Source organism: Streptomyces sindenensis (assembly GCF_014649035.1).
Classification (GTDB): Bacteria; Actinomycetota; Actinomycetes; order Streptomycetales; family Streptomycetaceae; genus Streptomyces; species Streptomyces sindenensis.
In genome coordinates this window covers 34,109-58,379 of record NZ_BMSG01000040.1, presented here as the reverse complement: position 1 = coordinate 58,379, position 24,271 = coordinate 34,109, and the positions used below count along the sequence as shown (strand labels likewise).

At 71.9% G+C, this 24,271-nt stretch carries 17 protein-coding genes; 6 read left to right on the top strand and 11 right to left on the bottom strand.

The window, feature by feature from the left end; genetic code table 11:
- Nucleotides 1-84 precede the first annotated feature (84 nt).
- Nucleotides 85-834, bottom strand: a complete 750-nt coding sequence (locus tag IE145_RS29775; RefSeq protein WP_189528532.1) for a DUF1838 family protein — start codon at nucleotides 832-834, stop codon at nucleotides 85-87.
- Between the two features lie 116 nt (nucleotides 835-950).
- On the bottom strand, nucleotides 951-3,161 hold the full coding sequence (locus IE145_RS29770; protein ID WP_229825944.1) for a SpoIIE family protein phosphatase: 2,211 nt from the start codon (nucleotides 3,159-3,161) through the stop codon (nucleotides 951-953).
- Nucleotides 3,162-3,577: 416 nt separating this feature from the next.
- Between IE145_RS29770 and IE145_RS29765 the strand changes: the two genes are divergently transcribed.
- Nucleotides 3,578-4,849: a serine/threonine-protein kinase gene (locus tag IE145_RS29765; protein WP_189528531.1), complete on the top strand. Its 1,272-nt coding sequence runs from the start codon at nucleotides 3,578-3,580 to the stop codon at nucleotides 4,847-4,849.
- A gap of 4 nt (nucleotides 4,850-4,853) precedes the next feature.
- On the opposite strand, the gene IE145_RS29760 is transcribed toward IE145_RS29765, so the two are convergent.
- The 5 genes from IE145_RS29760 to IE145_RS29740 form a co-directional block, all read right to left on the bottom strand.
- Nucleotides 4,854-5,444, bottom strand: a complete 591-nt coding sequence (locus IE145_RS29760; RefSeq protein ID WP_189528530.1) for a TetR/AcrR family transcriptional regulator — start codon at nucleotides 5,442-5,444, stop codon at nucleotides 4,854-4,856.
- Between the two features lie 238 nt (nucleotides 5,445-5,682).
- Nucleotides 5,683-6,591 carry an ABC transporter permease gene (locus IE145_RS29755; RefSeq protein ID WP_189528529.1) on the bottom strand — a complete coding sequence of 303 codons (909 nt, stop codon included), beginning with the start codon at nucleotides 6,589-6,591 and terminating at the stop codon, nucleotides 5,683-5,685.
- On the bottom strand, nucleotides 6,578-7,609 hold the full coding sequence (locus tag IE145_RS29750; protein WP_189528528.1) for an ABC transporter ATP-binding protein: 1,032 nt from the start codon (nucleotides 7,607-7,609) through the stop codon (nucleotides 6,578-6,580). Before IE145_RS29750 ends, IE145_RS29755 begins: the two co-directional genes overlap by 14 nt.
- A 127-nt stretch (nucleotides 7,610-7,736) precedes the next feature.
- On the bottom strand, nucleotides 7,737-8,993 hold the full coding sequence (locus tag IE145_RS29745; protein ID WP_189528527.1) for a LolA family protein: 1,257 nt from the start codon (nucleotides 8,991-8,993) through the stop codon (nucleotides 7,737-7,739).
- A 210-nt stretch (nucleotides 8,994-9,203) separates the two neighbouring features.
- Entirely contained in the window at nucleotides 9,204-10,214 is a 1,011-nt protein-coding gene (locus IE145_RS29740) for a polyprenyl synthetase family protein (protein ID WP_189528526.1), read from the bottom strand.
- Nucleotides 10,215-10,373: 159 nt separating this feature from the next.
- Between IE145_RS29740 and IE145_RS29735 the strand changes: the two genes are divergently transcribed.
- From IE145_RS29735 to IE145_RS29715, 5 genes are all read left to right on the top strand, one after another.
- The gene (locus IE145_RS29735) at nucleotides 10,374-11,873 is read left to right on the top strand and encodes a peptide MFS transporter (RefSeq protein ID WP_189528525.1); all 1,500 of its coding nucleotides are present in this window, start codon (nucleotides 10,374-10,376) and stop codon (nucleotides 11,871-11,873) included.
- Nucleotides 11,874-11,956: 83 nt separating this feature from the next.
- Entirely contained in the window at nucleotides 11,957-13,951 is a 1,995-nt protein-coding gene (locus IE145_RS29730; RefSeq protein WP_189528524.1) for a CocE/NonD family hydrolase, read from the top strand.
- 210 nt (nucleotides 13,952-14,161) lie between these two features.
- A complete protein-coding gene (gene fahA, locus IE145_RS29725) occupies nucleotides 14,162-15,391 on the top strand; it encodes a fumarylacetoacetase (RefSeq protein ID WP_189528523.1) in 1,230 nt (409 codons plus the stop codon).
- Nucleotides 15,388-16,110 carry a GOLPH3/VPS74 family protein gene (locus IE145_RS29720; RefSeq protein WP_189528522.1) on the top strand — a complete coding sequence of 241 codons (723 nt, stop codon included), beginning with the start codon at nucleotides 15,388-15,390 and terminating at the stop codon, nucleotides 16,108-16,110. Before fahA ends, IE145_RS29720 begins: the two co-directional genes overlap by 4 nt.
- 150 nt (nucleotides 16,111-16,260) lie before the next feature.
- Nucleotides 16,261-16,869: a Uma2 family endonuclease gene (locus IE145_RS29715; protein ID WP_189528534.1), complete on the top strand. Its 609-nt coding sequence runs from the start codon at nucleotides 16,261-16,263 to the stop codon at nucleotides 16,867-16,869.
- 39 nt (nucleotides 16,870-16,908) lie between these two features.
- On the opposite strand, the gene recQ is transcribed toward IE145_RS29715, so the two are convergent.
- The 4 genes from recQ to nuoL all read right to left on the bottom strand — a co-directional run bounded on the left by recQ (nucleotide 16,909) and on the right by nuoL (nucleotide 24,260).
- On the bottom strand, nucleotides 16,909-18,960 hold the full coding sequence (gene recQ / locus IE145_RS29710; protein WP_189528521.1) for a DNA helicase RecQ: 2,052 nt from the start codon (nucleotides 18,958-18,960) through the stop codon (nucleotides 16,909-16,911).
- Nucleotides 18,961-19,127: 167 nt separating this feature from the next.
- Nucleotides 19,128-20,792, bottom strand: a complete 1,665-nt coding sequence (gene nuoN / locus IE145_RS29705; protein WP_189528520.1) for an NADH-quinone oxidoreductase subunit NuoN — start codon at nucleotides 20,790-20,792, stop codon at nucleotides 19,128-19,130.
- A complete protein-coding gene (locus tag IE145_RS29700) occupies nucleotides 20,789-22,360 on the bottom strand; it encodes an NADH-quinone oxidoreductase subunit M (protein ID WP_189528519.1) in 1,572 nt (523 codons plus the stop codon). The genes nuoN and IE145_RS29700 overlap by 4 nt, the downstream gene beginning before the upstream one ends.
- 4 nt (nucleotides 22,361-22,364) lie before the next feature.
- A complete protein-coding gene (nuoL, locus tag IE145_RS29695) occupies nucleotides 22,365-24,260 on the bottom strand; it encodes an NADH-quinone oxidoreductase subunit L (RefSeq protein WP_189528518.1) in 1,896 nt (631 codons plus the stop codon).
- Between the last annotated feature and the right edge of the window lie 11 nt (nucleotides 24,261-24,271).

Below are 24,271 nucleotides of genomic sequence, written 5' to 3'. Positions count from 1 at the left end.
CCGACGCCTCACCGAAGACCTCAACCGCGAGTGATCAACGGCTTACCCAACACTTTCTGAGCCGCGCGCACCGACTGAACCTCCTCACCTCTGCGGCGGGTTGAGCTTGCGGAAGTAGGTCCAGCTGGTCTCGTTCGGCTCGCTCCACCGCTCCGGGGCGTGCGCGAACTCCGGGTGGCGGTCGGCGATGTAGGCCCGGGTGCGCTCGGGGACCTCGGTGTACGTGCCGAGCTTGCGGCCCCGGCAGTGGAAGGTGAGACCGCCGGGCCGCTGCCCCCGGGCCATCCACGGCAGCCACGGGGACATCCGGCTCCACGACATGGTGGCCGGAACACTGGGGGCGGGGCCCGCCAGATCGGCCCGGTCCGCGAAGAACTGGAAGAGTTCCAGGGCCTTGTAGGTGTCCCCCGCCGAGTGCTCCGGGTACTGGGCGACCGGCAGCGGCGACGGGTAGGCGAGCGGGATCTCCAGGCTGAAGCAGACCTGGTCCCCGAGGTCGGTCGTGGGGATCGGGAAAGGGCGCCACTTCTGGTTGGCCGGGTCGTTCCAGACGTGCACCACCGGGAGGTCCTGCCAGGTCTCCAGGATCTCGCGGCTGACGGGATCCAGGTAGAACGCGGCCTCACGGGTGAGCAGTTGGTACGCGTCGGGACCGGCCTCGGCGTCCTCGGCCAGACGGGCGACGTTGAGCCCCTCGAAACCGAAAACGCGCTGGTAGGGCTCGTCGGGGGCCCAGGAGTAGACGTCTCCGGACCACCAGTACGTGACCTCCTCGCCGTCGAGGGAGGCACGGGTGCGGGCGAAGGAGCGGAGCAGTTCCGCGGGGGTCGTCATGGGGACCACTGTGCGCGATACGGGCCGCTCCGCGCGATCGGCGGGCAGCGCGGCGGGCACGGTGAGCGCGGCGAGCGCGGCGGGGCTGCGGGGGCTGCGGGGGCTGCGGGGGCGATTCAGCCGGCCGAAGCCGCTGGATCCACCCGATCGGCCGGAGCCACCGGATCAGCCGAAGTCGCCGGACGAGTCACCGGACCCGACGGCTCGTCCGGCGGCTCGTCCGGCAACTCCTGCTCCGTCCACAGCACCTTGCCGTCCGGCCCGTGGCGCGCTCCCCAGTGGGAGGCGAGGCGGGAGACGATGAACAGGCCCCGGCCGCCCTCGTCGACGGTCCGGGCGTGCCGCAGGTGCGGGGCGGCCGTGGAGCCGTCGTGGACCTCGCAGGTGAGCGTGGAGTCCAGCAGGAGGCGCAGCCGCAGCGGTGGGGTGCCGTAGCGGACCGCGTTGGTGACGAGTTCGCTGACGATCAGCTCGGTCGCGTCAACGGTGTCCTCGTCCAGGCCCCAGCCCCGGAGCCGGTCGCGGACGAGCACCCGGGCGGTGGCGGGCGTCGTGGCCTCGTCGGCGAGGTCCCAGGTCGCGACCAGGTGGTCGGAGACCGTACCCGTACGGGCCAGGAGCAGGGCAGCGCCGGCGGCGCGGGTGTCCTCCGGCAGCGCGTACACGATGTCGTCGCCGAGCTGCTGGAGGCTGCGGCCCGGCCGGGCGAGGGCCTGGGTGATGCGTTCGGGGGCGCGGTCGCCGGAGAGCAGGTCGGCCGTGCAGAACGCCAGGAGGCTGCCCTGCTCCAGGGTGACGACGGCGGGGGCGAAGAGGGCGCTGTCGGCGGAGAAGAGCCCGGGCCCCTCCGGTACGTCGAGGGGAACCGCCCGCCCGTCGGGGCCGACGACGAGCGGCGCGGGGTGGCCGGCGCGGGCGACGGTGCAGGTGCGGGTGAACGGGTCGTACACGCCGTAGACGCAGCTCGCGCTGAGGGGTTCGCCGTGGAGGCCGTCGGCGGGCGGCAGCAAGGCGCGTTCGTGGGCGAGGCGGTCGGCGGTGTCCTTGAGCCGGGCGAGGACCTCCTCCGGCTCCAGGTCGAGACCGGCCAGGGCCTGGATGACCGTACGCAACTGGCCCATGGCGATGGCCGACTGGAGGCCCTCGCCCGCGACGCCGCCGACGACGAGCGCGGTCCGGGCGCCGGACAGGGCGATGGTGTCGAACCAGCAGCCGCTGTCCCGGCCGGGCAGCAGGACGTGCGCGGTCTCGACGGCGGCCTGCCGCCGCTCGGCCTGCGGGAGCAGCCGCCGCTGGACCGTGGAGGCGATGACGTGCTCGCGTTCGTAGCGGCGGGCGTTGTCGATGGCGAGGGACGTGCGGGTGGCCGCCGAGACGGCCAGGGAGACATCGTCCTCGTCGAAGGGTTCGGAGGTCCCGCAGCGGTAGAGGCTGACCAGCCCGAGGACGGCTCCCCGCAGCGTGAGGGGCACGGCGATCAGGGAGTGCGCGCCGGTCTCCGCGACGGCGCGCGCCTCGTCCGGGTCGGTGCCGAGCCACGGGGTGTCGGGCCCGAGCGGGACGAGCCGGGCCCGCAGGTCGGCGGCGGCGAGCGCGTAGGGCGTACGGACGGGGAGGGGGCGGGTCGTGCCCGCCGCCCGCCCCCGGGCACCGCTCCCGCCCTCCACCGCCTCCCGGACCGAGTCGCACCGGCCGCTCGCGGCGCGGCGCAGCGGGGTCCCGGGCGGCATCGGGCCCACCGGCGGCTCGACACCGCGCAGGACGTCGTCCACCACCTCCACGACGGCGAGGTCGGCGAAGCCGGGTGCCAGGGCGTCGGCGAAGGCGCGGCAGGTGGTGGCGACGTCGAGGGAGCCGCCGACCGCGTCCCGCACGGTGGCGAGCACGGCTTCCCTGGCCCGGGCCCGTTCCCGCTCGGTGACGTCGGCGAACGCGACCACCAGGCCGAGGGCGGGGGCTTCGGTACCGCCCGGGCCGTCCAGGCGGTACAAGGAGGTCAGGAACTGCCGGTCGCCGGGGATCCGGCGCAGCCGGCCCCGCACGAGGTGGTCGCGCACCGGGCCCTCACCGGCCAGCACCCGCTTCATGAGCTGCTCGGAGCCGTCCGGGTCGTCGAGCCGGACGGCCTCGGTGAAGCGGCTTCCGATGTACTCCCCGGTCTGCACGCCTTCGAGGAGCGAGTTGGCGCGTACCAGGCGGAGCTGCGGGTCGAGCACGACGAGGCCGACGGCGGACTGGGAGAACAGCGTCGCGAGAAGCGCCTCGTCGAACCCGCCCCCCGGGCTCGCGGCCCGGCCCGCCCCGGCCGGGGTCTCGCTGTCCGCCACGGATCCACCCGCCCTCCGCCTCCGGCACGCCGGACTACCGGTTCCGGCACGCGCCGGTCCAGCATCACCCGCCGCGCCGGACCCGGCCACCGGTGGGCGGCAGGGGTGTGACGGCCGGGGTGCCGGGGCGGTGGGTCGGCCTCGTGCCAGGATGACCGGCGTGCACCTTCGTGCACCGGCGTGCCCCGGCTGCCGGGGCGTACCGCGCGGGCGGCACCCGCGCCCACCACGTACATCCCGCCCGGACCCGCAGTCACCTCGTGCCCGTGGGCGGACAGTTCGAGGCGGCCGTCGGGCCCGAGCAGGAACGCGGCCTCCTCGTGCCGCTCCGCCGGCCTCCCCCGGGGCCTCCTCCCGACGGCCTCCCCGGGCCTGCGTCATACTGATCCGCCGGAGCGCGAGGGGGCGTACAGGGTATGGAGCACGGGGCGGCGGGCGGCGTGAATCCGCCGGAACGTATCGGTGGTTACATCGTGGAGCGGGAGTTGGGCGCCGGCGGGATGGGCACCGTCTACCTGGCGCGTTCCCGTGGCGGGCGGGCGGTGGCCGTGAAGGTGGCCCGACCGGAGCTCGCGGGCGACCCGCACTTCCGGGAGCGGTTCCGGGCCGAGGTCGCCGCCGCGCGGAGCGTGGGCGGCTTCCACACGGCCCCCGTGGTGGACGCGGACCCGGACGCGGCGGCGCCCTGGCTGGCCACGGCGTACGTTCCCGGGCCCACCCTCTCCGCGCTCCTGGAGGCCGAGGGGCCGATGGACGAGGCGCGGCTGCGGCAGCTCGGCGCGGCGCTGGCCGAGGCGTTGGCGGCGATCCACGGCTGCGGGCTGGTGCACCGCGATCTGAAGCCCGGCAACATCATCGTCGCGCCGGACGGTCCCCGGGTCCTGGACTTCGGCATCGCCCGGGCGCTGGAGTCGACCCGGCTGACGGCCACCGGTACGGCCTTCGGCACTCCGGGGTTCCTGGCACCGGAGCAGGCCCAGGGGCAGGAGGTCGACGGGGCCGCCGACGTGTTCGCGCTGGGTGCGGTGCTCGTCGCGGCGGCGGGCGGCAGCGCGTTCGGAGCGGGTACGCCGATGGGCCTGATGTACCGGTCGGTGCACGAGCCGCCGGACCTGGACGCCGTGCCGCAGGGGCTACGGCCGGTCCTCGCCGCGTGCCTGGCCAAGGCCCCGGAGGAGCGGCCCACACCGGCGGGCCTGCTGGACCTGTTCGTCCCGGACGCGGTGCCGTCCCCGCCCGCGGCGGCGTACGCCCCGACCGTCGCGGTGGTCACGCCGCCGCCACCGGCGTACGCCCCGTCCAACGCCTTCCCGCCGCCGTACTGGCAGCAGCCCCCGCACCGGGCGCCGTCCGACCACCTCCTGCCGCACCAGGTCCCGACCGGACTCGCCCCGGTCGGCGGCGCACCGGACGACGAGGCCGACCTCACGTTCATGGCGCTCGGCCGGGGCAGCTCCCTCCTGATCGACGCCTCGGGCATCACGCTGGGTCCGGCCGGCACGGAGACGCAGTACACCTGGGCCGAGATCCGCACCGTGACGTATGCGGCCGAGGGCCCCAAGCACCTCCAGGTCGTCGTCCACCCGCACCACGGCACGGCCCACCCGTGCGTCCTCGTCGCGCGCCGGAAGTCCCGCCTCCAGGACTGGCTGCAGGACCTGCCGCTGATCCTGGAGTGCTTCCTGTAGCGCCTCAGTACCCCGGCGCGCGCAGCGACCGCAGGACGTGGTCCACCAGGGTGGCGATCGTCTCCTCGTCCTGGACCGGCTTGCGCAGCACGTGGCGGTAGTAGACGGGGCCGTACAGCATCTCCACGGCCAGCGGGAGGTCCGCGCCGGGCGGGATCTGGCCCTGGTCCTGGGCGCTGCGGAGCCGGCCGATCGCTTCCTCGACGCGCGGGTCGATCAGCTCTTCCCGCAGTTGCTGGGCCAGGCGGTCGTCGTGGTGCAATTCGGACAGGATGCCCGCGTAGGCGGGGCCGAAGGGCGGGACCGAGAGCAGCTTCACCGCGCCGGCGACGTGCGAGCGCAGGTCGGCGCCGATGTCGCCGGTGTCGACGAACGGGGTGGCGTCGATCAGGGCGTCCGTGAACGCCTCCAGCAACACCGCGCCCTTCGAGGGCCACCAGCGGTAGATCGTCTTCTTGCTGACTCCCGCGTCGGCCGCGATGGCCTCTATCGTGACGTGCCCGTACCCCCGCTCCGTACAGAGGTCGAGGGCGGACCGCAGGATCGCGCGGCGTGATCGTTCGCTACGTCGCACACTGCTCGGCGATGTGATCATTCGGTGAGCATAGGGGGGTTCCAGCCAATCTCTTGTTGACATCTCGTCGCCAAAGACCGCACCATACCCAGGCGGAAACGGAACGTACCGTGTCGTGTCGTTCCCATGGTCCGCACCGTTCGTGCCGTTCGTGCCGCGACGAGCCGATCGGGGGACGGCTCGCCCGGCCGACGGCGCGTGCGGACCCGGCGATTCGATCCGGCCAGGCCACCTTGCGCGCCCCTCCGGGGGGCGCCCCCTACGCCGTGATGTCCTTGGCCGTGAAGCGGGCCCAGGCCGCCGAGCCGAACACCGCGACGTACAGCCCCTGCAACTGGAAGTTCTTGCTCAGGTCGTCCCAGTAGACCGGCTCGCGCAGGACGTCGGCGAACGACATCCAGTAGTGCGCGAACAGGTACGGATGCACGCCGCTCAGCTGCGGAATGCTGTCCAGGATCTGCACCGTGATCAGCAGTCCGACCGTGGCCGCCATCGCCCCGATCCCACTGCCGGTCAGCGTCGAGACGAACAGCCCGATCGCGGCGAAACCGGCCAGGGACACCGCCACGACCAGCGCGGTCAGCCCCGCCCGCACCAGCCCCTCGCCGAAGCCGATCCGGGTCCCCGAGATCGTGGTGACATCCCCCACCGGGAACAGCAGCGCGCCCACCGCCAGCGCCGACACCGCCACGACGAGGGTCGCGATCAGGCAGAAGGCGAGGACGGAGGCGTACTTCACGAGCAGCAGTCGGGTCCGGCCCGCCGGGGCGACCAGCAGATAGCGCAGGGTGCCGCTGCTCGCCTCGCCGGCGATCGCGTCGCCCGCGACGACGCCGACGGCCATCGGCAGGAAGACCGGCAGCGTCGCGGCGAGGGCGGCGAAGACCAGGAAGAAGCCGTTGTTGGTGACCTGGGCGAGGAAGGCGGGGCCCGCCCCGCCTTCCGCACCGCCCTCCCCGCCACCACCGCCGCCCGTCTCGATCCGGACCGCGATCCCGATGAGTACGGGTACGGCGGCGAGGACGGCGAGCAGGGCGTAGGTGCGGTGGCGGCGCAGCAGCGTGCTGATCTCGGAGCGGAGGAGACCCAGGGTCCACAGCGGACTGCGGGAGCCCTGCGGACCGGGGTCAATCGCCCGTTCGGCCGGCGACTTCTCAGCCTGCGACATCGAATCCCTCTCCCGTGAGTGCGACGAAGGCGTCCTCCAGCGAACCCCGCTCCACGCCGAAGAACCGCACCCGCACCCCGCCGCCCACCAGCGCCGCGTTGAGGTCGGCCAGGTCCACGGCGGCGGGCGGGGCGTCGGCGGTCAGCCGGTCGCCGTCGGTGCTCAGACCGGTGAGCCCGTGCTCCTTGAGGATGCGGGCGGCGTCCCCGGGGTCGGGGGTGGTGACGGCGAGCCGGCCCCGGGCGCTCGCGGCGAGGTCGGCGACCGGGCCCTGGACGATCAGCCGGCCCCGGGCCATCACCGCCGCGTGCGTGCAGACCTGCTCGATCTCGTCCAGGAGGTGGGAGGAGAGGAACACCGTGGTGCCCTCGGCCGCCAGCTCCCTCACCAGCAGACGGATCTCGCGCATGCCCTGCGGGTCGAGGCCGTTGGTCGGCTCGTCCAGGACCAGCAGCCGGCGCGGCCGGAGCAGGGCGGCGGCCAGGCCCAGGCGCTGCTTCATGCCGAGCGAGTACTGCTTGGCCTTCTTCCCGGAGGCGGCGGCGAGCCCGACCCGGGCCAGGGCTTCGTCGACGCGGGCCCGGCGGGTGCGCGGGTCGGCGGTGGGGTCGGCCCGGTCGTACCGCAGGAGGTTGTCCCGGCCGTTCAGGAAGCCGTACAGCGCGGGCCCCTCGATCAGCGCGCCGACCTCCGGCAGCACCGTACGGGCGGCCTCCGGCATCGGGCGGCCGAGCACTTCGGCGGTGCCGGACGTCGGGTCGATGAGGCCCATCAGCATCCGGATCGTGGTGGTCTTCCCGGAACCGTTGGGGCCGAGGAAGCCGAAGACGCTGCCGGCGGGCACGGTCAGATCGAGGCCGTCCACGGCGGGCCGGCCGCCCCGGTAGCGCTTGGTCAGGCCACGGGTGCGGATGACGGGGGCGGCGGGGGACGCGACGCCCGCACCTGTGGCCCGCACGGCCCGTGCCCGCGCGTCCCGCGCCGCCGCGTCCCCGGCCTCGGCCGCTGTGTCCGTCATGACGGTCGCACCTCTCCGTGAGCGCGGTTCAGTGAGCGGGGTTCAGCGAGCACAGGGGCCGCCGCGCCCTCCACGCGGGTGCGTGGAGGACGCGGCGGCCGGGTCTCCAGGTGCCCCGGACAAGGTTCTACTTCGCGGCGGCGTCGGCCGCACGCACCAGCGCGTCCTTCGTCACCGCTCCGACGTACACCGATCCGTCGTCCGTCAGCAGGGCGTTGACCAGGCGCGTCTTGAAGACCGTGCCCGAGCCGAACTTCCCGGTGACCTTGTCGCCGAGCGCGTCGAGGAAGCCCTGCGCCTCGGCCGGCATGTCGCCCGAGCCCGCTTCGGGGAGGCCCTTGCCGCCGGGGGACCTGAACTCGGCGATCGAGGTCCAGCCCTCCCCGATGACGTTGAAGCCGCCCTCGCCCGCGAGGCCGTCCAGCTCGGCCAGCTGTCCGGGCAGCGCCTTCTGCATCGCGCCGCGCTCGTCCTTGCCGGTCTCCAGCTCGTCGGCCTCGGTCACCTTGGCCCCCTTGGGCGGGGTGAAGGCGAAGGTGGACGCGGCGGGCTGGGCGAAGTCGACCTTGGTGAATCCGGCGTCGACGACGGCCTTGCCGCCGTTCGCCGCGGACAGGGTGAACTTCAGCGGTACGCCGTTCTCGGCGTCCACCGCGATCCGGACCGAGCCGATCGTCGAACCGGACTGCTTCGGCTTGATGAGCAGCTGGTACGCGTCCCGTCCGGCGACCTGCGCCGTGCCGTCCACGGTCACCGAGGTGGTGTCCCCGGCCGCCGCGAGCGCCTGCTCGGCGAAGTCCTTCGGGGTGGCCGGAGCGCCCTCGGGAGCCTTCGGGGCCTTCTCCGCGCGGCCGCCGCCGTCCCGGCCCTCGGGCGCCTCGGCGTGGTAGACCTCGTCGGACTTGCTGTCGTACGCCCAGACCTCGCCCTGGTTGTGGATGAGGCTGTACTCGGACGCGTCCCCGAGGATGGAGAGCTTCTGCCGCTCCGGGCCGTCGGCGGCCACCCGCAGCGTGTGCGTGCCGGACGTCAGCTCCATGAGCTTGTCCTGCGGGGCCGCCGCGCCGCCGTCCTTGTCGCCGCCCCTGCCGCCCGGTACGAGCGAGCCCGCGAGGCCGTCGAGGGGCAGACCCAGGTCCGTGCTGATCTTGAACGTGCCGGAGAGCTGCTCCTCGTCGGAGGCGGCGATCTTCTCGATGAGTTCCTGTGCGCTGATCTTCGGCAGGTCCGGGTCGCCGGAGTCAGCGAGCGCCGGGACGAGTCCGATGGTCGCGGCCGCCACTCCCGCGACCGCGACGGGGACGATGTAGCGCGCCGCCTTCCGGCGGCCCACGACAGTGCTCGTGGCCTCTCCGGTGGTCTCTGCGCTGTCGTTCGGTGCCATGGTGTGCCCTACCTCCGTGGTCGGCGGCTTCCGTTGATAACCATCTGACCAAATCGGACGGTTCGAAGCGTCAGCCCGGGGAATCAACTCCGTCTACTGCTTCGGTATGACAACCGGAGGGAGCCTGTACGCCATCCCGTAGGGGTGGCCCACCCGGTGACACCACGTCAGCCGACGGCGGGCAGGGCCGGGCGCGGCCGGGGCGCGGCCTCAGCCCGCGCGGTGCACCACCGCGTCGCACAGCTCCTCCAGCGCGGCCTTCGCGTACCCCTCGGGCAGCGGCGCCAGCGTGGCGCGCGCCTCCTGGGCGTAGCGCACGGTGTCCTGGCGGGCCTGCTCCAGCGCCGGGTGGGCGCGCAGCCGACGCAGCACCTCGGCCAGGGCGTCGTCGCTGCTCAGGTCCCCGTCGAGCAGCTCGACGAGCTCCAGGTCGCCGGGCTTGCCGTCGGCCGCCGCCTGGGCGCGCAGCCGCAGGACCGGGAGCGTCGAGATGCCCTCGCGCAGGTCGGTGCCGGGGGTCTTGCCGGACTCGTGGGAGTCGGAGGCGATGTCGAGGACGTCGTCGGCGAGCTGGAAGGCGATGCCGAGCCGTTCGCCGTACTGGGTGAGGACGTCCACGGTCCGCTCGTCGGCGCCGGACATCATCGCCCCGAACCGGCCGGAGACGGCGACCAGCGAACCGGTCTTGCCGCTGAGCACGTCCAGGTAGTGGTCGACCGGGTCGCGGCCGTCGCGCGGGCCCGCGGTCTCCAGGATCTGGCCGGTGACGAGCCGCTCGAAGGCCTCCGCCTGGATGCGGACGGCCTCGGGGCCGAGGTCGGCCAGGATGTGGGAGGCGCGGGCGAAGAGGAAGTCTCCGGTGAGGACGGCGACCGAGTTGCCCCAGCGGGTGTTGGCGCTGGGCACCCCGCGCCGCACGTCGGCCTCGTCCATCACGTCGTCGTGGTAGAGGGTGGCCAGGTGGGTCAGCTCGACGACGACGGCCGAGGGGACGACCCCCGGCGCGTCGGGATCCCCGAACTGTGACGCGAGCATGACCAGCAAGGGACGGAACCTCTTGCCCCCCGCACGCACCAGGTGCTGCGCGGCGTCCGTGATGAAGGGGACATCGCTCTTGGTGGCTTCGAGCAGCCCTGCCTCGACAGCGGCCAGGCCCGACTGGACATCGGCCTCAAGAGCCTGGTCCCGCACGTGCAGTCCGAACGGCCCGACGACGGTCACGGGGACATCTCCTGTCTGCTGACGATCACACGCAATGTCGATGTGTCGCTGTCTCTCGAATCAACTTCAGCGTATCCGGTCCGCTATGGATCACCGTGGGCGGCTTCCCATGACCGCCGGTATGTTCGGGATCAGCTCATACGATCAGGAGTCTCCGGTTTGTCCCACAGCACCGCCGCCACCGAGCCGGCCCAGCCCCCGCCCGAGGACGACCACGCCTTTTTCGGGCAGCCGCGGGGCCTGATGACCCTGTCCGGCCTGGAGGTTTGGGAGCGGTTCTCGTTCCTGGGCATGCAGGCCATCCTGGTGCTGTTCTTCGCCGACACGGTGGCGAACGGCGGCATGGACATGGACCCCGGCACCGCCGCCTCCGTCGCCGCCGCCTACGGCACGCTGGTCTATCTGGTCTCCGTGGCGGGCGGCTGGCTGGCCGACCGGATCCTCGGCTCGTACCGGGCCGTGCTGTACGGCGGCATCCTCATCGCCTGCGGCCACTACTCCATGGCCGTCCCCACCGACGCCATGACCTGGGTGGGCCTCGGCCTGATCAGTGCCGGAACGGGCCTGCTCAAGCCCAATGTGGCCGCCATGGTCGGCAAGCTCTACCGCACCGAGGACGAACGGCGCGACGCCGGCTTCGCCCTCTATTACATGGGCATCAACATCGGCGCGTTCGCCGGACCGCTGGTCACCGGCTGGCTCGGCGAGCACTGGAGCTGGCACTGGGGCTTCTCGGCCGCCGCGATCGGTATGACCTTCGGCCTGATCCAGTACGTCGTGGGCCGCCGTCACCTGGCCGGGCGTAAGCACGCGGCCGAGTTCGCGCTGGCCCCCGACGCGATGCGCCGCGCGGTCCTGCTGATCGTCGGCGGGGCGGTCGTGGTCGCCCTCGCCGCCACCGCGCTGGCCCTGGCGGGCCGGCTGACGATGGACCGGTTCGTCGACGTGCTCACCGTCATCTCGGTCATCGCCCCGGTCGTCTACTTCGTGGTGATGTTCCGCTCCCCCCGGGTCACCGCCGAGGAACGCGGCAGACTCCGCCCGTACGTCGTCCTCTTCCTCGGGTCCGTCGTCTTCAACTTCATCCTCTTCCAGGCGTACTCGACGATGATGCTGCTCGCGTCGGCCAACGCCCGGACCGAGATCCTCGGCTTCACCTTCCCGGCCAGCTGGTACGCCTCCGCGCTCGGCGCCTTCGAGGTGGCGCTCGCCCCGGTCGTCGCCGCCGTCTGGGCGAAGATGGGCCCGCGCCAGCCGCACGCCTCCAACAAGATCGCGTTCGGGGTGATCCTCGGCGGGCTCTCCTTCCTCCTCATGGTCCTGCCGACCTCCGGGCACACGAGCGACACGTACCGCATGGCCGCCTGGTGGATCGTCGGCTCGTACCTGCTGCTCGGGCTCGGCGACATCCTGCTGGAGACCTCCGGCATGTCCGCCACCACCAAGCTCGCCCCGAAGGCGTTCGCCAGCCAGACGATGGCCCTGTGGTTCCTCTCCCTCGCCCTGGCCAACGGCGTCCAGGCCCAGATCGTGAAGCTGTACGGCGAGGTCTCCAACCCCGCGTACTTCGGCGTCAACGGGGCGATCGCCGTGGCGGCCGGTGTGGCGATGATCCTGGCCGCGCCCTGGCTGAAGCGCACGATGCACCCCGTCCACTGACCCGTACACCTCACACACCCCCGCTCCCGCCCACCGCCCCGTCCGCCCGCTCGAAGCACCCCGTCCCCCACCGAGGTGATCCCATGAACATCACGACCCGGTTCCCGTACGAGACCACCCACGAGGACGTCCGTATCCCGCTGGCCGACGGCACCCTCCTCTACGCCCGGATCTGGCGGCCGCTGACCGACGAACCGGTCCCCGCCCTGCTGGAGTACCTGCCCTACCGGCTCAGCGACTGGACCGCGCCGCGCGACTGGCAGCGCCACCCCTGGTACGCGGGCCACGGCTACGCCTCCGTACGGGTCGACGTCCGGGGGCACGGGAACAGCGAGGGGCTGCCGGGCGACGAGTACGACGCGCAGGAACTGGAGGACGGGGTCGCCGTCATCCACTGGCTGGCCCAGCAGGAGTGGTGCTCGGGCCGGGTCGGGATGTTCGGGATCTCCTGGGGCGGCTTCAACTCGCTCCAGATCGCCGCGCTCGCCCCCGAACCGCTGAAGGCGATCGTCACCGTCTGCTCGGCCGACGACCGCTACGACAACGACGTGCACTACATGGGCGGCTCGGTCCTCGCCGTGGACATGCACGCCTGGGCGGCCACCATGCTCGCCTTCGTCTGCCGCCCGCCGGACCCGGCGCAGGTCGGCGACGAGTGGAAGGAGATGTGGCTGAAGCGACTGGAGGCCGTCGAGCCCTTCAGCCACACCTGGCTCGCCCACCAGAGCCGCGACGCCTACTGGAAGCACGGAAGCGTCTGCGAGGACTACGGCGCGATCAAGGCCGGCGTCCTCGCGGTGGGCGGCTGGCACGATCCGTACCGCGACACCGTCCTGCGGCTCGTGGAGCACCTCGACCCGGGGCGGGTACGCGGGATCATCGGGCCGTGGTCGCACCAGTACCCGGACCGGGGGCTGCCCCCGGGGCCCGCGATCGGCTTCCTCCAGGAGACGCTGCGCTGGTGGGACCAGCACCTCAAGGGCAAGGAGACGGGCGTGCTGCGGGAGCCGCTGCTGCGGTCCTGGATCAGCGGCTCGCACCCGCCCGCCACGGTCTACGGGACGCTGCCCGGCCGCTGGGTCGGAGACGCTTCCTGGCCCTCGGAGAACGTGACCCCGGTGGCGTACGCCCTCCAGGGCGGCGAGCGGATCGTCGCCTCGCCGCAGCAGACCGGTCTGGACGCGGGCCGCTTCTTCCCGTTCGGCAACGACGCGGATCTGCCCCCGGACCAGCGGGACGAGGACGCCAAGTCGGTGTCGTTCGAATTCCCCGTCACGGAGGCGCCGATCGAGATCCTCGGCCGCCCCCGGGTGAAGCTCCGCCTCCGGATGGACGCCTCCCGCGGCCAGGCGATCGCCCGGCTCTGCGACGTCGCCCCGGACGGCGCCTCGACGCTCGTCACCCGCGGCGTCCTCAACCTCGCCGCCCGCAACGGCCGCGACCGCAACGACGACTGGACGCCCGGCGAGAGTGAGGACGTGGTCTTCGACCTCAACGGCATCGGCCACACCTTCCCGCCCGGCCACCGCATCCGGATCGCGATCTCCTCCGCGTACTGGCCCTGGATCTGGCCGCAGGCCGGCTCGGCGGGCTTCACGCTCGACGCCGACGGAAGCTTCGTCGAGCTGCCGGTGCGCCGCCACACCGAGGACCCGGGGATCACCTTCGGCGAACCGGAACAGTCCGAACCGCTCGGCGTGGTCTACCCGGTCACCCTGGAGGAGCCGCGCCCCGAACGCCTCGTCGTCCGCGATGTCGCCAAGGGCGAGTGGCGCCTGGAGGTCGACCCCCGCTACGGCGGTACGCGGGTCTACCCCGACGGCCTCGAATTCACCGAGGACGCGTCGGAGACGTACACGATCCAGCAGGACGACCCGCTCTCCGCACGGACCCGCAGCGACTGGGCGATCCGGCTGCACCGGCCGGAGATGTCCTGGGACGTCCGCATCGAGACCCGCTCCGAGATCGCGGCCGACGAGAACGACTTCATCACCTCCGACGAGGTGATCTGCAAGGACGGCGAGGAGGTCGTCTTCCACCGCACCTGGGAGAAGCGCATTCCGCGCACGGCGGGCTGAGCGGCTGCCTTGCTGCCCGCTCGTGTTTCCTGCGCGTGTTTCCTGCTCGTGTTTCCGGCTCGGTTCTTCCGGATTTCCGGGGGAACCGACGGTAACCGGTGAACTTTCCGGGCAATACGCACAGTTGGGGATGGTCAGGGCACTGCCGCTGGGTAGGAGCCCCGACGTAACGTGTCCCCCAACGCGACCTGGAAAGCGAGGCAGCACCACATGCCCGAGCAGAGCAGCCCGCTCGATCTGGCCGAGGGCGACCCCTTCGGCCCGCACAACCTTCCGTACGGTGTGTTCTCCACCCCCGACCACCCCGACGTGCGCCGGGTCGGTGTCCGCATCGGCAACCACGTCCTGGACGCCGGGGCCGCCGCCCACGCGCTGGGCTCCCCGTACGCGGGGCTGCTGGCCCAACCGAGCCTGACGCCGCTGCTCGCGGCGGGCCGCACCGCCTGGAGCGATGTGCGCCGCGCGCTCACCGCCTGGCTGACGGTCCCCGCCCACCGCGCCGACATCGAGCCGCTGCTGCACCCGGTGGACGCGGTCACCCTGCACCTGCCGTACGAAGTGGCGGACTACGTCGACTTCTACGCCAGCGAGCACCACGCCACCAACGTCGGCAGGATCTTCCGGCCGGACGGCGACGCGCTCACCCCCAACTGGAAGCACCTGCCGATCGGTTACCACGGTCGCTCCGGCACCGTCGTGGTCTCCGGTACGGACGTCGTACGCCCCAGCGGCCAGCGCAAGGCCCCCACCGACCCGGCGCCCGTCTTCGGGCCCTCGGTGAAGCTCGACATCGAGGCCGAGGTCGGCTTCGTCGTCGGCGTCCCCTCCGCGCACGGCACCCCGGTCCCGCTGGCCGACTTCCGCGAGCACGTCTTCGGGCTCTCCCTTCTCAACGACTGGTCGGCACGCGACCTCCAGGCCTGGGAGTACGTGCCGCTCGGCCCGTTCCTCGGCAAGTCCTTCGCCACCTCCGTCTCCGCCTGGGTCACCCCGCTGGAGGCCCTGGACGCGGCCCGCACCGCGCCCCCGGCGCGCGACTTCCCGCTCCTCCCCTACCTCGACGACGCCGAGGACGAGGAGCCGGGCGGCTTCGACATCCGGATCACCGTCGAGATCAACGGCCAGGTCGTCGCCGAGCCGCCGTTCGCCTCGATGTACTGGACGGCGGCCCAGCAGCTCGCGCACATGACGGTGAACGGCGCGTCGCTGCGAACGGGCGACCTGTACGGCTCCGGCACGGTCAGCGGCCCCGAGCCGGCCCAGCGCGGCTCGCTCCTGGAGCTGACCTGGAACGGCCGCGACGCGCTCGAACTGGCCGAGGGCAAGCGGACGTTCCTGGAGGACGGCGACACGGTCACGCTGACCGCCTGGGCCCCCGGCCCGCACGGCACCCGCGTCGGCCTCGGCGACGTCACCGGAAGGATCGTCACCGCTCCATGACGCACGACGCATCCGACCTGACCCTGCCCGAGGAACTGCTCCTGCTGACGCTGGACCCGGAGCGCGGCAAGCCGCTCTGCGACCGCACACATCTGCGGTACGGCACGGCGGGCGCGGTCCTCGCGGAGCTGGAGCTCCAGGGCCGGATACGTGAGGAGCGCGGCCGGGTCCAGGTGGTCAACCCCCTGGACCCGGCCCACCCGCTGCTCGCGTCGCTGCTGACCACGCTGGACCCGCCGTCCGGCAAGAAGAAGCGCTTCCGCCCGGGGACCAGCGCCAGGGCGTGGATCCGGCTGTACGGCCGCAACGCCGAGGAACGCCACCTGGACCACCTGATCGAACGCGGCCTCCTGCGCCGCGAGACCCGCCGCTTTCTCGGTGTCTTCCGCTACCAGCGCCACTTCCCGGGTGACCCCGACCTGACGGGCGCGACCCGCTGGCGCTTCGGCCAGGCGGAGGCCCGGGGCTTCCCGGACCAGCGCAGCCGCGCCCTGGCGGGCCTCGTCTCGGCGACGGGGCTGGCCGGCACCCTCGCCACGATCGGCCGCGAGGGCCGCTTGGCGATGAAGACCGCGCGCCGCGCCCTCTGGTTCGCCTCGGCGGTCCACCACAACGTCCGCCAGAACCAGTCCAGCGGCGGGAGCGATGACAGCGGCAGCGGGTGGAGCGACGGGGGCGGGGGCGGGGGCTGCGGAGGGGGCGGAGGCGGCGGGGACTGACGGACGTGCCCACGGCGGACGGCCCGGGGCGGGTTCCGCCGCCCGGCCCGTCACCCCGGCGGGAGGCGTTCACACGTTCGGGCCATCCGGATCCGGTTCCCGGCGGATACGCTGGTCGGGATCGCGAGACTCCTCCCCATGGGAGCAATGATGAGCATCGAACCCGAGGCCTCCGAGCCGCGGTGGGCGGTCCCGCCCGAGGGCGGCTGGACCGCCGATGACCTGGACACACTCCCGAATCTGCCTCCGCACACGGAGCTGATCGACGGGAGCCTCGTTTTCGTGAGTCCGCAGACCCTTTTTCATTCGCGAGCGGTCAGCTTCTTCGAATGGCAACTGCAGTCCCTGGCGCCGCCCGAGCTGGAGGTCGTGCGCGAGTTCACCATTGACATCGACCGCTACAACCGGCCCGAGCCCGATGTGATCGTCGTCGACGGTGACGTCATCCAGGACCCGAACCAGACCCGGTTTCCCGCCGAGTCGGTGCGCCTGACCATCGAGGTCGTCTCGCCGGAGTCCCGGTCCCGCGACCGGGAGACCAAGCCCGTGAAGTACGCCCGCGCGACGATCCCCCACTACTGGCGGGTGGAGAACCACGACGGGCGGGCCGTGGTCTACGTCTTCGAGCGGGAGCCGGCCACCGGTGCGTACACCTCGACGGGGATCTTCCACGACCGGATGAAGGTGTCGGTGCCGTTCACCGTGGACCTGGACCTCACGGCGATCACGGCCCGCCGCCGGGCGGCGGACCGAGGATAGGTCCCGCCGCCCCGCCGCCCCGCCGACCGGCCACGCTCCTCACTCGTACTCGGGCGGTTCCTCGTCCCAGCCGAACTCGGGGTCGCTGTGCTGCGGGGCCGCCATCGCCTCGGCGCGGGCCGGCCGCGTCGTCGCACGGGGTGCGGGAGCCGGGGCCGCAGGGGCGGGAGCGGGGGCCGCCGATTTCTCCGGGGCAGCCCCCGGGGACGTCTGGGCCAGGACCTCCAGCACGCCCTCCCCGTACGTCGCGAGTTTCTTCTCGCCGAGGCCGCTGATGCCTCCCAGCTCCCCGATCGTCGTCGGGTGGGCCGACGCGATCTCCCGCAGCGTCGCGTCGTGGAAGATCACGTACGCCGGGACGCCCTGCTCCTTCGCCTGCGCCGCACGCCAGGCGCGCAGCGCCTCGAAGACCGGGACGGCGGACTCGGGAAGATCGGCGGCGGCCTTGGCCTTGCCGCCCCTGCCTCCACCGGACGAGGACGACGACGACCGGGACGTCGGCTTCTTCGGCTCCTTGCGGAGCAGCACCTCCCGCTCCCGGCCGAGCACCGTCGCGCTCTCGTCGGTCAGGACCAGCGTGCCGTACTCCCCCTCGACCGCCAGCAGGCCCTGGGCCAGCAGTTGGCGGACCACGCCGCGCCACTCCGCCTCGGTCAGTTCCTCGCCGATACCGAAGACGGAGAGCTGGTCGTGATCGAACTGGATGACCTTGGCGGTCTTGCGGCCCAGCAGGATGTCGATGATCTGGCCCGCGCCGAACTTCTGGTTCCGCTCGCGCTTCAGCCGTACCACCGTGGAGAGCAGCTTCTGCGCGGCGATCGTGCCGTCCCAGGTCTCCGGCGGGGTGAGGCAGGTGTCGCAGTTGCCGCAGGCGGGGGCCGTGGGCTCCTGGCCGAAGTAGGTCAGCAGCTGGGCCCGGCGGCACTGGACCGTCTCGCACAGGGCCAGCATGGAGTCCAGGTGGGAGGCGGCCCGGCGGCGGAACGCCTCGTCCCCCTCGCCGCCCTGGATGAGCTTGCGCTGCTGGACGACGTCCTGGAGTCCGTACGCCATCCAGGCCGTGGACGGCTCCCCGTCCCGGCCCGCGCGGCCGGTCTCCTGGTAATACCCCTCGACGGACTTGGGCAGGTCGACATGGGCGACGAAGCGGACGTCCGGCTTGTCGATGCCCATGCCGAACGCGATCGTCGCGACGACGACGAGCCCCTCCTCGCGGAGGAACCGCGCCTGGTGGGCGGCGCGCGTGGCCGCGTCCAGGCCCGCGTGGTACGGAACGGCCTCCACCCCGTTGCGGCTCAGATACTCCGCGGTCTTCTCCGTGGAATTGCGCGAGAGGCAGTAGACGATGCCCGCGTCCCCGGGGTGCTCCTCCTTGAGGAAGGAGAGCAGCTGCTTCTTGGGGTCGGACTTCGGCACGATCCGGTACTGGATGTTCGGCCGGTCGAAGCTCGCCACGAAGTGCTTCGCGTCCGGCATGGAGAGCCGGCGGGTGATCTCCTCGTGCGTGGCGTTCGTCGCGGTCGCCGTCAGTGCGATGCGCGGCACGTCCGGCCAGCGCTCGCCGAGCACGGACAGGGCCAGATAGTCCGGGCGGAAGTCGTGGCCCCACTGGGCGACGCAGTGCGCCTCGTCGATCGCGAAGACGGAGACCTCGCCCCGGGCCAGCAGGGAGAGCGTGGAGTCCAGGCGCAGCCGCTCGGGCGCCAGGTAGAGGATGTCCAGCTCGCCCGCGAGGAACTGCGCCTCCATCGAGCGGCGCTCGTCGAAGTCCTGCGTGGAGTTCATGAAGCCGGCCCGGACACCGAGCGCCCGCAGCGCGTCGACCTGGTCCTGCATGAGGGCGATCAGCGGGGAGACGACGACGCCGGTGCCCCGCCGGACCAGGGACGGGATCTGGTAGCAGAGGGACTTTCCGCCGCCGGTGGGCATGAGGACGACCGCGTCGCCGCCCGCCACCACGTGCTCGATGATCGCGCCCTGCTCGCCGCGGAACGACTCGTACCCGAAGACGCGGTGCAGTGTCCGGCGCGCCTCGCTCTCGCCGTCCGCGCCGGTGTCGGTGCCGGTCACCGTCGAGGTGGTCTCATCCATGGTCACGCCCCATGCTCTGTTCCCCCGGGGGCCGCTCGCCCGGCCCCTGCCCGTCCTGCTCTCGTCCCCGTCCACGATAGGCGGAGGGAACGACAACGCCGGACGGTCTGTGGATAACCGACCGTCCGGCGTCGCTGCCGCTCCTGCCGCGGGGCTCCCCGCGCGGGCTACCGCACGAAGACCCCCGCCTGGCTCGCCAGGTCCAGGAAGTACTGCGGGGCCAGGCCCAGCACCAGGGTGACGGCGACACCGACCCCGATCGTCGTCATGGTCAGCGGGGACGGGACGGCGACCGTGGGGCCGTCCGCCTTCGGCTCGCTGAAGAACATCAGGACGATCACCCGGATGTAGAAGAACGCCGCCACGGCCGACGAGATCACACCGACGACGACCAGCGTCCCGGCCCCGCCCTCGGCGGCCGCCTTGAACACCGCGAACTTGCCCGAGAACCCGGAGGTCAGCGGGATCCCCGCGAAGGCCAGCAGGAACACCGCGAAGACGGCTGCGACCAGCGGCGAGCGGCGGCCGAGCCCGGCCCACTTCGACAGGTGGGTGGCCTCGCCGCCCGCGTCCCGCACCAGCGTGACGACGGCGAACGCGCCGACGGTCACGAAGGAGTAGGCGAGCAGGTAGAAGAGGACCGAGGAGATGCCCTCCGGGTTGGCCGCGATGACGCCCGCGAGGATGAAGCCCGCGTGCGCGATCGAGGAGTAGGCCAGGAGGCGCTTGATGTCGGTCTGGGTGATCGCGACGATCGCCCCGCCCAGCATCGTGACGATGGCCACCGCCCACATGACCGGCCGCAGGTCCCAGGTGAGGCCCGGCAGCGCCACGTACAGCAGGCGCAGCAGCGCGCCGAACGCGGCGACCTTCGTGGCCGCGGCCATGAAGCCGGTGACCGGGGTCGGGGCGCCCTGGTAGACGTCCGGGGTCCACATGTGGAACGGGACCGCGCCGACCTTGAAGAGCAGGCCGGTCAGGATCATCGCGCCGCCGATGAGCAGCAGCGCGTCGTTGCCCATGGTGTCGGCGAGGGCGGGGTCGATCTCCAGGACCGAGCCGTCGACGACGTTGGCGATCTCGGCGTACGACAGGGAGCCCGCGTAGCCGTAGATGAGGGCGATCCCGAAGAGCAGGAACGCCGAGGAGAACGCGCCGAGCAGGAAGTACTTCACGGCCGCCTCCTGCGACATCAGCCGCTTGCGGCGGGCGACGGCGCACAGGAGGTAGAGCGGGAGCGAGAAGACTTCCAGCGCGACGAAGAGGGTCAGCAGGTCGTTGGCGGCCGGGAAGACCAGCAGCCCCGCCACCGAGAAGAGGAGCAGCGGGAAGACCTCGGTGGTGGTGAACCCGGCCCGGACCGCGGCCTGCTCGCCCTCGCCGCCCGGTACGGCCCCGGGCTGGGCGGCGAACGAGTCGACGCGGTTGCCGTTGCTGCTGGGATCGAGCCGCCGTTCGGCGAAGGTGAACACCGCGACCATGGCGACCAGGAGAATGGTGCCTTGGAGGAACAGGGTGGGACCGTCGATCGCGATGGCGCCCATGGCCGCGATCTGTGCCTTCGTGGTGCCGTATCCCCCGGCGGCGAGGCCGACGATCGCGGCGAACGAGGCGGCCACCGCCACCACGGTCAGGAAGAGCTGGGTGTGGTAGCGGGCCCGGCGCGGCACGAAGGCCTCGACCAGGATGCCGAGGACGGCCGCGATCACGATGACCAGGACCGGCATCAGCTGGGTGTACTCGATCTTCGGTGCCGAGAACGAGTCGCCCGGCGCCGCCGCTGTCACCCCGCTCGCCGTCGTCCACAGACTGTGGACAGCTGTTGCGCTCACTTGGCGGCCTCCACCTCGGGCTGGGGGTCCTTCTTCTGTACGTCTGACATGGTGTGCTCGACCGCCGGGTTGACGACCTCGGTGAGCGGCTTCGGGAAGACGCCCAGGAAGATCAGCACGGCGATCAGCGGAACCGCGACCGCCAGCTCACGGGCCCGGAGGTCCGGCATCGAGCGGACCGATTCCTGCACCGGGCCGGTCATCGTGCGCTGGTAAAGGACCAGGACGTAGAGCGCGGCGAGCACGATGCCGGAGGTGGCGATGATGCCGGCCACCGGATACGCGCTGAACGTGCCGACCAGGACCAGGAACTCACTGACGAACGGGGCGAGTCCGGGCAGCGACAGGGTGGCGAGCCCGCCGATGAGGAACGTCCCGGCGAGCACCGGCGCGACCTTCTGCACCCCGCCGTAGTCCGCGATGAGCCGCGAACCGCGCCGGGTGATGAGGAAGCCGGCGACCAGCAGCAGCGCGGCCGTGGAGATGCCGTGGTTGACCATGTAGAGCGTGGCGCCCGACTGGCCCTGACTGGTCATCGCGAAGATGCCCAGGATGATGAAGCCGAAGTGCGAGATCGAGGCGTAGGCGATGAGCCGCTTGATGTCGCGCTGGCCGACCGCGAGGAGCGCCCCGTACACGATGGAGATCAGCGCCAGGGTGATGACCACCGGCGTCGCCCACTTGCTGGCCTCCGGGAAGAGCCCGAGGCAGAAGCGGAGCATCGCGAAGGTGCCGACCTTGTCGACGATCGCGGTGATCAGCACGGCGACCGGGGCGGTCGCCTCGCCCATCGCGTTGGGCAGCCAGGTGTGCAGCGGCCACAGCGGGGCCTTCACTGCGAAGGCGAAGAAGAACCCGAGGAACAGCCACCGCTCGGTGCTGGTCGCCATCTCCAGGGAGCCGTTGGCGCGGGCCTCGGCGATCTCGGAGAGCGAGAAGCTGCCCGCGACCACGTAGAGCCCGATGACGGCGGCCAGCATGATCAGCCCGCCGGCCAGGTTGTAGAGGAGGAACTTGACCGCCGCGTACGAGCGCTGGGCCGCGGCGCTCTCGTCGGTGCCCGTGTGGGCCCGGTCGCCGAAGCCGCCGATGAGGAAGTACATCGGGATGAGCATGGCTTCGAACAGGATGTAGAAGAGGAAGACGTCCGTCGCGACGAACGACAGGATCACCATGGCCTCGACCATGAGGATCAGGGCGAAGAAGCCCTGCGTCGGACGCCAGCGCGTGGACGTGGTCTCCAGGGGGTCGGCATCGTGCCAGGCGGCGGCGATGACGAAGGGGATCAGCAGCGCGGTGAGGCCGAGGAGCGCCACCCCGATGCCGTCGACGCCCAGTTCGTACCGGACGCCGAAGTCGGCGATCCAGGCCCGGGACTCGGTGAGCTGGTAGCGGTCGCCGCCCGGTTCGAAGCGGAGGAAGACGACCGCCGCCAGGACGAGCGTGCCGAGCGAGAAGAGCAGCGCGAGCCATTTGGCCGCGGTGCGCCGCGCCGCGGGGACGGCGGCGGTGGCGATCGCGCCGATCGCCGGGAGCGCCGCCGTCGCGGTCAGGAGGGGAAAGGACATGTGATCAGACCGCCCTCATCAGCAGGGTCGCGGCGATGACGACCGCCGCACCGCCGAACATCGAGACCGCGTAGGTGCGGGCATAGCCGTTCTGGAGCTTGCGCATCCGGCCGGAGAGCCCGCCGACCGAAGCGGCCGTGCCGTTGACGACGCCGTCGACCAGGGAGTGGTCCACGTAGACCAGCGAGCGGGTGAGGTGCTCGCCGCCGCGGACCAGGACCACGTGGTTGAAGTCGTCCTGGAGGAGATCGCGGCGGGCGGCCCGGGTGAGGACCGAGCCGCGCGGGGCGACGACGGGGACGGGCTTGCGGCCGTACATCGCCCAGGCGATGCCGACGCCGACGACCAGGGCCACCACGGTGGCTCCGGTGACCGTGGCCGCGCTCAGCGGGGAGTGCCCGTGGTCGTAACCGGTGACCGGCTCCAGCCAGTTGACGAAGCGGTCGCCGATCGCGAAGAACCCGCCCGCGAAGACCGAACCGAAGGCCAGCACGATCATCGGGATGGTCATCGACCTCGGGGACTCGTGCGGGTGCGGTTCGTGACCTTCCGCGTCCGGCTGCCAGCGCTTCTCGCCGAAGAAGGTCATCAGCATCACGCGCGTCATGTAGAACGCGGTGATCGCGGCGCCCAGCAGGGCGACCGAGCCGAGGATCCAGCCCTCGGTGCCGCCCTTGGCGAAGGCCGCCTCGATGATCTTGTCCTTGGAGAAGAAGCCGGACAGGCCGGGGAAGCCGATGATGGCCAGATAGCCGAGCCCGAAGGTGATGAAGGTGACCGGCATGTACTTCCGCAGGCCGCCGTACTTGCGCATGTCGACCTCGTCGTTCATGCCGTGCATGACGGAGCCCGCGCCGAGGAAGAGCCCGGCCTTGAAGAAGCCGTGCGTCACCAGGTGCATGATCGCGAAGATGTAGCCGATCGGGCCGAGCCCCGCGGCGAGGATCATGTACCCGATCTGCGACATCGTGGAGCCGGCGAGGGCCTTCTTGATGTCGTCCTTCGCGCAACCGACGATCGCACCGAAGATCAGCGTGACCGCGCCGACGATGACGACGACCAGCTGGGCGTCCGGGGCGGCGTTGAAGATCGCGCCGGAGCGGACGATCAGATAGACACCGGCGGTGACCATGGTCGCGGCGTGGATGAGGGCGGAGACCGGGGTCGGGCCCTCCATCGCGTCGCCGAGCCAGGACTGGAGCGGCACCTGGGCCGACTTGCCGCAGGCGGCCAGCAGCAGCATCAGGCCGATGGCCGTCAGCTTGCCCTGGCTCGTCTCGCCCGCCGACTCCAGCACCGGCCCGAAGGCGAAGGTGCCGAAGGTGGTGAACATCAGCATGATGGCGATCGAGAGGCCCATGTCGCCGACCCGGTTGACCAGGAAGGCCTTCTTCGCGGCGGTGGCCGCGGTGGGCTTGTGCTGCCAGAAGCCGATGAGCAGGAACGACGCCAGGCCGACGCCCTCCCACCCGAAGTACAGCAGCAGGTAGTTGTCGGCGATGACCAGGATGAGCATCGCCGCGAGGAACAGGTTGAGATAGCCGAAGAAGCGGCGCCTGCGCTCGTCGTGCTCCATGTAGCCGATGGAGTAGATGTGGATCAGCGTGCCCACACCGGTGATGAGCAGGACGAACGTCATCGACAACTGGTCGAGCTGGAAGGCGATGTCGGCCTGGAAGCCTTCCACCGGGATCCAGCTGAACAGGTGCTGGTGCAGGGCCCGGTCCTCGGCGCCCTTCCCCAGCATGTCGGTGAAGAGGATCAGTCCGACGACGAACGAGGCGGCGGCGAGCGCGGTACCGAGCCAGTGGCCGGTCTTGTCGAGCCGGCGGCCGCCGCAGAGCAGGACCGCCGCTCCGAGCAGGGGCGCCGCGACGAGCAGCGCAATCAGGTTCTCCACGTTTCCGACCC